This is a genomic window from Alkalibacterium gilvum (genome assembly GCF_900109085.1).
GTDB classification, from domain to species: Bacteria; Bacillota; Bacilli; order Lactobacillales; family Carnobacteriaceae_A; genus Alkalibacterium; species Alkalibacterium gilvum.
Window position 1 is genome coordinate 36,675 of the sequence record NZ_FNYW01000008.1, and the last position, 11,746, is coordinate 48,420.

Consider the following 11,746-nt stretch of genomic DNA (forward strand, 5'->3'; position numbering starts at 1 on the left):
TCACGCCCAGGGTTTAGGAGCAGCTGAGTGCACACTTTATGAAAGAAAATAAGGAAGAGATAGGAGGAAAAAATGTATAACATCAATATAGTTGGACTTGGTCCTGGTGATAAAGACCAAATGCCAATCAAAACAGAAAAACTTATAAAAGAAGCTAAAACTGTTTTTTTAAGAACAAAAGATCATCCGGCTGTGAAAGAATTGGAAACTGAGGGTGTTTGTTTTAAGTCATTTGATGATCTCTATGAAGACGCAGGGGAAGATTTTGAAGTGGTATACACCTCAATTGTAGAGCAGTTGATAAAGCTGGCTGAGGAAAAAGAAGTTTTATACGCAGTACCTGGACATCCGATGGTTGCTGAAAGGACTGTAAAAGAACTCTTGGAAAACTATCCAAACGTAAACATTTTAGGTGGGAAAAGTTTTATTGATGATCTTTTTCAATCGGTCAAAGTAGACCCAGTTGAAGGATTTCAACTATTGGACTCTTTCGATTTAAACCACGACACAATAAATACCGGTCAGCATCTCATTGTGATGCAGGTATTTAATGCTTTGATGGCGGGGGAAGTGAAGCTTACGCTGATGGAAAAATATCCTGATGACCACGAAGTAGCTGTAGTGGATGCAGCGGGAAGTGCTCAAGAAAAGATTACCTGGATGCCCTTGTACGAAATAGACCGATTTGCGGGTGTTTATAACTTAAGGTCATTATATATTCCACCGCTTGAACGTGATGAACAGGTTACGTCGCTTTCGACACTTCAATATTATATCGATAGAGTAACAGATCCAGAAAAAGGTGATGTCTGGATAAATGAACAAACTGCTCACTCTTTGATTAAATACCTTAATGAAGAAACTGAAGAATTGGTTCAAGCCATACAAAAAGAAGACAGCGAAAATTGGATGGAGGAGTTGGGAGATGTTTTGACTCAACTTTTATATCAAAGTAGTATCGCTGAAAAAGAAGGATTGTTTACTTTTGAAGAGGTCCTTGAAACGGTGAACCGTAAAATAAGAAGACGCCATCCTCATGTGTTTGATGGTGTGAAAGCATCAACACCAGAAGAAGTAAACGCCATTTGGCAAAATATAAAAACTGAAGAAAAGAGGGGAAAAGATGAGACTCGATAAGTATTTAAAGGTAACCCGAATCATTAAAAGACGATCTGTCGCTAAAGAGATTGCAGATAAAGACCGTATTTTAATCAACGGAAAAACAGCTAAGTCATCCAGTAAAGTCAGCATAGGGGACGAGTTGACAATACGCTTTGGAAACAAAACAATGATAGTATCTGTGGATGATATTAGAGACACCACAAAAAAAGATGAAGCAAAAGACTTATATTCTATAATAGAAGAAACGTATAAATAGTTTTACTATAAGATGAAAAAGCGAATAAAAGTAAAAATGTGTCATTGTTATCAGAAAAATAGATAGCAATGACACATTTTTTTATTTATTAGGGATGGTTCTTTTCATTCGAAAGATTTATTGCTATACTTTAACCACGCGATAAGATAATAAGAAATTAGCTTGAGGGGGTTATGACATGGTTAAAAAGAAAACCGAAATAACACGCATGAATAATCCATATACAAAACATAAAACACTTGAGAGCATCCGAGATTTTAAACATAAAAGAAAATTAAAAAGAAGAATGCGTCTAATTGTAGCAATAGGCTTACTTTTAATTCTACTTGTCGGGAGTGGGATAGTACGTAATTACAACCAACTGGCGAAATTAGAAGAAGATAAAGTCTTAGCAGAAAAAGAATTGGAATCACTTGATTTAAGGCAAGACGAATTAGAATATTATATCGGATTATTGGAAGATGAAGAATATGTAACAAAATTAGCGCGGAGCGAATATTACCTTACTAAGGATAATGAAATAGTTTTCAGCTTCCCTGATGATAAAAAACCTGATCACACACAAGTAACAGAAGAAGAGAGTGAAAGTGTAGAAGAAGAAACGCCACAATCAGAACAATAAAAGAGGGAGTACTCTTATAAAAATCGAAAAAAATTCACAAACTAAGCAATAGTTCTTTATTAATTAAATTTAACATGGTATAATTAAGCCAAATCATTTAGGAGGCAACATAGAAAACATGTCAATTGAAGTTGGAAGCAAAGTAGAAGGAAAAGTTACGGGTATCGCTAATTTTGGTGCATTTATTGACTTGGGTAATAATAAAACAGGTTTGGTGCATATTAGTGAAGTGTCAGATAGTTATGTTGAGAACATCAACGAAGAGTTAGAAGTTGGACAAATCGTTACAGTGAAAGTATTATCGATTGCCGACGATGGAAAAATTGGATTATCTATTCGTAAAGCGCAAGAAAAACCGGCAGCTGAGGCTTCCAAACCAAAACCATCTAGCAGAGGACGTCAAAGTTCTTCACATAAACGTCCAGCAGCTAAAAAAGATGATTTTGATTCATTGATGAACTCGTTTTTAAAAGACAGCGAAGACCGTTTGACCTCTTTAAAGAGGCATACAGAAAACAAACGCGGTGGCCGCGGTGGACGTAAAGGTTAATTAAACATTAGGATTACTTGAAGTAAGAGGGTTTAGGGGTGTCCCTGAATCCTTTTTGTTTATTTATAAATTTTTTACTAAAAGAGGTGAGATTTTAGTGGGTTTAGGTAAACAATTCTGCGAACAAATAGTAACACAAAGATATTGGAAAAAAGACGACACTGTAATTGTCGGCGTATCGGGTGGTGTTGATTCCATGGTCCTGTTTGATTTACTCTACCATCTACCTGAGAATTACCGGCCAATCATCCATGTGGCTTATATCAATCATAAATTAAGACAAGAATCTGATGCAGAAGAACACTTTATAAAAGAGTATATGAAAAAGCGTTCTGTTCCAGTCCATGTGTATATTTGGGATAAAAAAGACCATCCTACCTCTGGTATTGAACAAGAGGCAAGAAAAATAAGGTATCAGTTTTTCAGTGATGTTGCAAAAGAGATTAATAGTGAAATCATTCTAACTGCCCACCATTTTGATGATCAGGTGGAAACCATTCTGATGCGCTTTATTCGTGGAAACTCACTTGATGAATTGATCGGGATCTCTGTTGAAAGAATGAATCAAAAACAAAGGATTATACGGCCACTCCTCCCTTACAAAAAAGAATGCATTAAAGCGCACGCTGAACAAAGAAAAATTCCTTGGAAAGAAGACGAAAGCAATCAATTAGGTATTCATACGCGCAATCGTTACAGGAATGAAATTATCCCGAAGTTAGAGCAGGAAAATCCAGCTGTAAAAGCTCATATTCATGAGTTTTCTGAGGATATAAAGGACTTGTTGAGTGCCTTGAAACCGTTAGTTGAAGAGGAAATCAAGCGATCGTTTAAAATTACTGAGTCAGGTATGACTGTGAACCTTACATCGTTTTCAACAATTGAAAAAGGATTTCAAAAAATAGTGTTGAGTAAGGCGTTCAAAAAAATGCAAGGTGCAAATCATTTTGCTGTCAGTCAACATCATATTAAACTATTACTTGACTGGTTTAAAACAGGAGGGCCAAACACACAGCTTGATCTGCCTGAACCATTAATAGCAAGAAAAGAATATGACAGATGTATAATTGAAAATAGAGAAAACGTCAGTCAAAAGAATCGTGTTGTGATCGAATCAGAAAAGTTGGAAATTAATCAATGGAAAAAGTTAAGTGAAACAGAGAAAATAGGTTGGTTTGAACGTGAAGTTTATCAACAGTCAAGCAATCAGAACGCGCATTGTCTCTACTTAGAAAAAGAGAGTGTAAAAGAGCCTCTCTTCATCCGGCATCGAAAAGCAGGAGATAGAATGAAAGTCAAAGGACTTAACGGATCTAAAAAGATCAAAGATATTTTTATTGACCAAAAAGTCCCTACAAAAAAAAGACAAGACGCTTGGTTGGTTACAGATGAAGAAGATACAATTGTTTGGCTTGTCGGTTACAAAGAATCACCGTTGTCACTTAACCCATTAACTGATACAATAACCTACGTACTGATTTATCAGAATACATCCAGTTAGAAATCACTATATTTATTTAAAAAGGAGATAATATAATGGAAAAAGATATGGAAAGAATCTTAATTTCTGAAGAACAAATTAAAGAGAAAGTAAAGGAGCTTGCAGCAGAACTTTCTAAGGAGTACAAGGGGAAAAACCCGCTATTGGTAGGTGTGTTAAAAGGAGCGCTACCATTCATGGCTGATCTAATCAAAGAGATGGATATTTACCTTGAAATCGACTTCATGGATGTCTCCAGCTATGGCAACGAAACGGTATCGTCAGGTGAGGTGAAAATACTTAAAGACTTAGATACAAACGTCGAAGGCCGTCACGTCTTATTTGTCGAAGATATCATTGATACCGGCGGAACATTAGCTTATTTGAAAGACATGTTTAAATATAGAAAGGCAGCATCGGTGAAAATTGTAACCATTCTTGATAAACCAACAGGACGCAAGTTAGATATACAGGCTGATTGGGTTGGCTTTGAAGTGCCACATGAATTCGTTGTGGGCTATGGTCTTGATTATATTGAAAACTATCGTAACTTGCCTTTCATAGGTATTTTGAAACCAGAAATATATCAATAGTAAAGAGTGGAGCAATAAAGCTATTCTTTAACTAAGATATAACATAAACATCAAACAAAATTCATAGTCTAAAATGTCGAAGTGTGTTAACATATAAAAGACTATTAACTAGGCATATGCTTAATTGATAATAAAATACAAGTGATAGATGGAGGATGACATGAAGAAAGGATTTTTCAAAAGTGGCCTCTTCTACGTCATCGTTTTTCTTGCAGTTATAGGAATTGCAAGTTGGGCGACGAGTGGCGGACAAGATCAAGCTTCAGAAGGTATAAATTCAACTGAATTCATAGAATTTCTGGAAGATGATCGAATAGAAGAATTTCAAGTACAGCCTACAGCTGGTGTCTATGAAATTACCGGTCAATTACGCAAAGGACAAGAAATAGAGATAGAAGACGATCAGAATGTTAACTTCTTCGGAAGTGGCGAACAGGAAGACGCTTCATCTTTTAGTACCTATATATTAAGAAACGATACTGTTGTTGACGAAATGTACAAGCTCGCTAAAGAGAATGATGTAGAAATCTCTTCTGTCGAAGAACCGTCAACAGGTATTTGGACAAGTTTACTCTTTTCATTCTTGCCCCTCTTATTGTTTGTTGGAATCATTTATTTCATGATGGGTCAAGCAGGCCAAGGCGGTGGCGGCGGTGGCGGCCGTGGTGTGATGAACTTTGGAAAGTCCAAAGCGAAAGAAAGTAGCGCCAAAACAAGTAAAGTACGCTTCTCTGATGTCGCCGGTGCAGATGAAGAAAAAGAAGAATTAGTAGAAATTGTAGAATTCCTTAAGGATCCTAGACGCTTCTCTAATCTTGGTGCACGCATACCTGCCGGTGTTCTATTAGAAGGACCTCCTGGGACGGGTAAAACACTTCTAGCTAAAGCCGTTGCCGGTGAAGCGGGTGTTCCATTCTTCTCGATTTCAGGTTCTGAATTTGTAGAGATGTTTGTTGGTGTTGGTGCTAGCCGTGTGAGAGATTTGTTTGAGAATGCGAAAAAGACAGCCCCGGCGATAATTTTTATAGATGAAATTGATGCTGTGGGACGTCAACGTGGTGCCGGAATGGGTGGCGGACACGATGAACGTGAACAAACCCTTAACCAGCTTCTTGTTGAGATGGACGGGTTTACGGGTAACGAAGGTGTTATTGTTATAGCAGCTACGAACAGACAAGATGTTCTTGACCCTGCACTTTTACGCCCGGGCCGTTTTGACAGACGTATTATGGTTGGAAGACCAGATGTTAAAGGTCGTGAAGCCATTCTTAAAGTACACTCTAAGAATAAACCTATAGGACCAGATGTCGACATGAAAGTTATCGCAAGACAAACGCCAGGATTCTCTGGTGCAGATTTAGAGAACTTGCTGAATGAGTCGGCGCTAGTAGCTGCTAGACGTGACAGCAAGAAAATCGAAGCGATAGATATTGATGAAGCGCATGACAGAGTCATTGCCGGACCTGCGAAAAAAGATCGTGTTATTTCTAAAGTTGAACGTTCAATGGTAGCCTATCATGAAGCAGGACATACAATTGTTGGTCTTGTTTTAAGTGATGCACGTATCGTTCACAAAGTGACCATCGTTCCTCGTGGAAGAGCAGGGGGTTATGCAATCATGCTCCCACGTGAAGACCGTTTCTTGATGACCAAAAAAGAATTATTCGAACAAATTGTGGGGCTATTGGGTGGCCGTGTTGCTGAAGAAATAATCTTTGATTCTCAGTCAAGTGGTGCCTCTAACGACTTCCAGCAAGCAACTCAAATTGCTAGAAGTATGGTCACTCAATATGGTATGAGTGACTTACTCGGACCAGTTCAGTATGAAGGTGATGGTGGGCAAGTATTCTTAGGTAGAGATTATTCTCAGTCCAAAGCATATTCTGAACAATTCGCTTATCAAATTGACCAAGAAGTATTGCGTATATTGAACGAAGCCCTAGCTGAAGCAAGACGCATTCTTGAAGAACACAAAGATGCTCATGCTCTCATCGCTAAGAAATTACTTGAAGTAGAAACCTTAGACGAGAAACAAATCAAATCATTATTTGAAAAAGGTGAAATGCCTACTAAAGAAGTGTCAGCTCCATCAGAATTCCCATCAGAGAAAGAAGACACTGAAGAGGAAACTGAAGAAGAGATCGGAAAAACATTCGAAGAAATAAAAGCGACGCGAGAGAAAAAAGAGCGCGAACGCGAAAGACACTTTGCAGAAAACGATGATGATGAACCATTAGAAGGTTTAGACGAACTAGAAAATTCGGAAATTTTAGATGACGACTCTGACAAAGATAAAACAGAGAAGTCAAAGGATGAACACTAAGAGTAATAAGCTAAGAAGAGGATGGCGGATGATTATTCCCATCCTCTTCTTTACCTTGTAAAATAGAAAAAATATATCTTATAGTAAGGGAATGTGACGAATGGGAGATAAATTAATAAAAGCACTAGGATATGATGACGAAATCCGTATCTATGTGGTAGATGCGACACAAATGGTCAAAACAGTACAAGCAAAGCACGAAACGTGGAGCGCTGCAACAGCTGCTCTTGGACGTGCGATGGTTGGGACAACACTACTTGGCGCGACAGTTAAAGGCGATGAAAAATTGACTGTTCGTATTGAAGGGGGCGGCCCTGTTGGTTACATTCTTGTAGATAGTAATGGAAAAGGTGAGACCAAAGGATATATTAAACAACCCAAAGTTAGTCTACCTTTAAACGACCATGGTAAAATTGATGTCAAGGGTGCTGTAGGGACAGAAGGCATGTTGACTGTCAGTAAAGACTTAAATTTAAAGGCACCCTTTGTTGGTCAAGTCCCTCTAGTAAGTGGTGAATTGGGAGAAGATTTTACGTACTATATGGCTAATAGTGAACAGGTCCCGTCAGCTATTGGTTTATCGGTACTTGTTAATCCAGATGAAACTGTAAAAGCAGCAGGCGGGTTTATGATCCAAGTGCTTCCAAATGCTTCTGAAGAAACGATTGGTAAAGTAGAAGAAGCTATTTCAGATATGCCACTGGTTTCTAAATTAATGGATGAAGGTGAAACACCAGAAGCAATCTTGGGTAGACTAGTTATGAACGACTCTGCACGCACTTTAGAAGAGATGGAGGTTTCCTTTACATGTAATTGTTCAAAGGAACGCTTCAAGGATGCTATTGTATCTCTAGGAGAGACAGAAATCCAAGAAATGATTGATGAAGATCACGGGGCTGATGCTGTGTGTCATTTCTGCCGAACAAATTACCATTTTAGCGAAGAAGAATTAGAAAATTTGAAGCAAGAAACGAATAAACCGTAATATTTTACACTTTCTTCTTTATGGAAAATAAGAGTTATGGTACGATTAGTCATAATGGCTAAATAGACTATCACAGCAATGAAAATAAAAGGTTGTATAAACTTATGTTGAAATGGAGTGACGACAGTGTCTCAGGATAATGAAACTCTTGAAAATTTAACAGATCAATTGGTTGTTCGTCGTGAAAAAATGGAAGAGCTAAAAGAACGTGGCATAGATCCGTATGGTGATCGTTATGTACGTACGCACTATTCAAAAGAATTACAGGAAACGTATGATGAGAAGACAAAAGACGAATTGCATGATGAAACGATTGATGTTTCTGTTGCAGGACGCTTAATGACTAAACGAGGTAAAGGGAAAGCTGGATTTGCGCATCTTAAAGATAAAAAGGGACTTATACAGATTTATGTAAGAAAAGATGCTGTTGGGGATGAACAGTATGAAAGTTTCAAACAGGCTGATTTAGGCGACTTTTTTGGTATAGAAGGAACAGTGATGAAAACTAATACAGGGGAAATCACTGTCAGGGCAACAAAATTAACCTATCTATCAAAAGCTCTCCGTCCTTTACCAGATAAATATCATGGTTTGACAAACGTTGAACAAAAATACCGTCAGCGTTACTTGGACTTAATCGCAAATGAGGATAGTTTTGAACGTTTCACAAAACGTAGTCAAATCATCCAAGAAATTAGAAATTATTTAAATGGATTAGGCTATCTTGAAGTTGAAACGCCTTTATTCCACAATATTGCAGGTGGAGCAGCTGCACGTCCATTCACTACCCACCACAACGCTTTGGATATGGAATTATATTTACGTATTGCAATTGAACTTCATCTAAAACGTTTAATTGTTGGTGGTATGGAAAAAGTTTATGAAATTGGACGCGTATTCCGAAATGAAGGAATTGATACCACACATAATCCAGAATTTACAATGTTGGAATTGTATACAGCTTTCCACGATATGGAAGATGTTATGGATCTAACAGAAGTATTGATCCAAACAGTAGCTGAAAAAGTATTGGGTGAAACTGAGATTTCTTATGGTGAAGAAACCATTCAGTTAGGCGGCAAGTGGGCGCGTAGGCATATGGTTGAATTGATCAAAGAAGAAACAGGGATAGACTTTTTCAATCACTATACGGATGAGGAAGCGCGTCAATTAGCACATGAACACAATGTTGAAATTGACGATTACGCGACCTTTGGGCATGTGGTGAATGAATTCTTTGAAACCTTTGTAGAATCAAACCTTGTTCAACCAACATTTGTTTATGGACATCCGCTTGAAATTTCTCCATTAGCTAAGAAAAACAAAGAAGACGAACGATTCACCGATCGCTTTGAATTATTTATTGCTAAGCATGAATATGCTAATGCCTTTAGTGAGTTAAATGATCCAATCGATCAACGTGAACGTTTTGAAGCACAAATGAAAGAAAAAGCACAAGGTAATGAAGAAGCCCAAGAAATTGATGAAGAATTTATTGAAGCTTTGGAATATGGCATGCCTCCAACAGGGGGATTGGGCATCGGTATCGATCGCTTGATTATGCTTCTAACAGATGCACATACAATAAGAGACGTATTACTGTTCCCAACTATGAAAAACACATTAAGCAATTAATTAGAATACGTTTAAAAAGAGAGAGTCTAAAAATGACTCTCTCTTTTTTTAGATAGTGATGGAAAATTTTATCCATGATATAATTGTTTTTTCTCGTATTTAAAGAAAAAGTCCTTTAAGATATATAATAAACACATAGATGAATAGAAAGAAGGAAAAGAAATGAAAAAAACACGATGGATAAATTTTTTAGGAGCAACTAATTTAATCTATAGTTTAGTTGTTATTATATTACTGGGAGTTGCTTTCTTTTTATTTAATCAAGTTAGCTATATATTTACCCCTGTACTTGTCCTTTTCTCAAACATACTGATACCCTCTGTAATAGCCCTATTATTATATTATTTATTTAATCCGTTGATAGACTTTCTAGAACGGCATAAAGTAAAGCGAATCATTAGTGTTCCGCTTTTATTTTTATTGATTATTGGTATATTAAGTTCAGGGATAGTGCTCTTGTATCCCGTTTTAGAAAATCAAATAACAATGTTTGTAAAAGAGTTCCCAAGTTTTATAGAGTCATTGTCAGCATCTATACCAGCATGGGCAGAAAATTTACCTTTTGATGCAGAAGTAGAATCATTTATTGCAGAAGGAGAAAAATTTGTTTCTCAAATACCGGATAATATAAATCAATATTTATCAGATGGATTCAGTGGTCTTTCAAGTTTTGTCTCAGGTCTAACGAACGTTGTTGTTACATTAGTTACTTTTCCAATCATTCTTTTCTTTTTACTTAAAGATGAACAACGTTTCTTCCGAGCATTCCTATCTGTAGCTCCTCCTAAATGGAGACAAGATCTCATTCGTGTTTCCTCAGAGTTAAATGCTCAGGTAGGTGCTTATGTTAAAGGACAGTTGATTGTTGCGTCATCTATTGGAATTATGATGTTTATTGGCTTTAGTATTATTGGGCTTAAATATAATGGGGTATTGGCGATTATAGCTGCCTTCACATCGGTTATTCCGTATATTGGACCAGCTTTAGCCTTTTTACCAGCATTAATTATCGCACTAATAGACTCATGGTGGATGGTAGCTCAGTTAGTGATTGTATGGATGGTTGTTCAATTTGTAGATGGCAATTTAATCGAGCCTAATGTCTATGGGAAACAGCTCAATGTTCATCCGCTAACTATAATTATTGTTTTGTTAGTTATGGGGGACTTGTTGGGAGTATTCGGATTAATATTTGGAGTCCCAATTTATGCGATATTAAAAGTGTTAGTTGTCTATGTTTTCCAAAAGTTCAAAAAGCGCTACAATAAATATTATGGTGATGTTGCTGGAGAATATGAAGTGAAACCTATTGAAATAGCGGTCAGTGGTGAGAAAAAAACGAGTAATCAATTAAAAAGAACCATCGATATAGCAAAACTAAAAAGAGACAAAGTGAAAGACAAGCAAAAAGACGATGGAAATTCTACAGAAAAAAGTGAAAAAGAAAGTAAAGAGTAGTGAGTTAATATAAGACGCTTTGGACAGGAGAATACTTCTGTCCCCAAAGCGTTCTTTTTTATAGAAATTAAATAGGCCTATACTGAAGGGATTAGCTTCAGGAAATCAATTTATATTAAAATAAATTCTAAATTACCATTGACTCTATATAAATAAACTGATATTATTAATCTCGTTGTTGCAAAAGGAATACAAAATTGCAGCGATAAAAAAAGTTAAAATTTTTGTTGACATTTATCTTGCGAGCAATTATACTAAAGTAGTTGTCGTATAGAAGAAGGGAACGCTTCCAACTGGAAAAAGTTTTCGAAAAAGAATTTGAAAAAGTTTTCTAAAAAGAATTTGGAAAAGTTTTCTAAAAAGAATTTGGAAAAGTTTTCTAAAAAGAATTTGGAAAAGTTCTTGACAACAAAAAAGAAACACTGTATTATTATACGAGTTGGCACATCACGTCGCCGACAACTGAATGAAATAGATCTTTGAAAACTGAACAAAGTAAAACAACCAAATGTGCAGGGGTCTTCGATTCAATTTATTGAATCAAGACAACACAAATGAGTTAACATGTTTAACTCACAATTTTTAAATTGAGCTACATCAAACAATCAAATTGAGAGTTTGATCCTGGCTCAGGACGAACGCTGGCGGCATGCCTAATACATGCAAGTCGAACGATGATGCACTCTGCTTGCAGAGTGTTGAAGAGTGGCGAACGGGTGAGT

Annotated in this window: 10 protein-coding genes and 1 rRNA gene; all 11 read left to right on the forward strand. The window is 36.7% G+C overall.

Annotated features, from left to right (window positions below; all coding sequences use genetic code 11):
- The first annotated feature begins 72 nt into the window (after window positions 1–72).
- The gene (locus BMX83_RS03900; protein ID WP_091633657.1) at window positions 73–1,137 is read left to right on the forward strand and encodes a MazG nucleotide pyrophosphohydrolase domain-containing protein; all 1,065 of its coding nucleotides are present in this window, start codon (window positions 73–75) and stop codon (window positions 1,135–1,137) included.
- The gene (locus BMX83_RS03905) at window positions 1,124–1,378 is read left to right on the forward strand and encodes an RNA-binding S4 domain-containing protein (RefSeq protein WP_091633660.1); all 255 of its coding nucleotides are present in this window, start codon (window positions 1,124–1,126) and stop codon (window positions 1,376–1,378) included. The genes BMX83_RS03900 and BMX83_RS03905 overlap by 14 nt, the downstream gene beginning before the upstream one ends.
- A gap of 178 nt (window positions 1,379–1,556) precedes the next feature.
- A complete protein-coding gene (locus BMX83_RS03910) occupies window positions 1,557–2,000 on the forward strand; it encodes an FtsB family cell division protein (RefSeq protein WP_091633662.1) in 444 nt (147 codons plus the stop codon).
- 118 nt (window positions 2,001–2,118) lie between these two features.
- Window positions 2,119–2,550 carry a S1 domain-containing RNA-binding protein gene (locus BMX83_RS03915; protein ID WP_091633665.1) on the forward strand — a complete coding sequence of 144 codons (432 nt, stop codon included), beginning with the start codon at window positions 2,119–2,121 and terminating at the stop codon, window positions 2,548–2,550.
- A 97-nt stretch (window positions 2,551–2,647) separates the two neighbouring features.
- Window positions 2,648–4,051 (forward strand): tRNA lysidine(34) synthetase TilS, encoded by a 1,404-nt coding sequence (gene tilS / locus BMX83_RS03920; RefSeq protein ID WP_091633668.1) that lies wholly within the window; start codon window positions 2,648–2,650, stop codon window positions 4,049–4,051.
- Between the two features lie 32 nt (window positions 4,052–4,083).
- Entirely contained in the window at window positions 4,084–4,623 is a 540-nt protein-coding gene (gene hpt / locus BMX83_RS03925) for a hypoxanthine phosphoribosyltransferase (protein ID WP_177170490.1), read from the forward strand.
- Between the two features lie 160 nt (window positions 4,624–4,783).
- Window positions 4,784–6,946, forward strand: a complete 2,163-nt coding sequence (gene ftsH / locus BMX83_RS03930) for an ATP-dependent zinc metalloprotease FtsH (RefSeq protein ID WP_091633674.1) — start codon at window positions 4,784–4,786, stop codon at window positions 6,944–6,946.
- A 100-nt stretch (window positions 6,947–7,046) separates the two neighbouring features.
- The gene (gene hslO, locus BMX83_RS03935) at window positions 7,047–7,931 is read left to right on the forward strand and encodes an Hsp33 family molecular chaperone HslO (RefSeq protein WP_091633676.1); all 885 of its coding nucleotides are present in this window, start codon (window positions 7,047–7,049) and stop codon (window positions 7,929–7,931) included.
- Window positions 7,932–8,057: 126 nt separating this feature from the next.
- Complete coding sequence (gene lysS / locus BMX83_RS03940; protein ID WP_091633679.1) at window positions 8,058–9,566, forward strand: lysine--tRNA ligase; 1,509 nt, start codon at window positions 8,058–8,060, stop codon at window positions 9,564–9,566.
- Between the two features lie 162 nt (window positions 9,567–9,728).
- On the forward strand, window positions 9,729–11,024 hold the full coding sequence (locus BMX83_RS03945; RefSeq protein ID WP_091633681.1) for an AI-2E family transporter: 1,296 nt from the start codon (window positions 9,729–9,731) through the stop codon (window positions 11,022–11,024).
- 606 nt (window positions 11,025–11,630) lie between these two features.
- Window positions 11,631–11,746: ribosomal RNA gene (locus BMX83_RS03950) — 16S ribosomal RNA — on the forward strand; the annotation flags it as partial.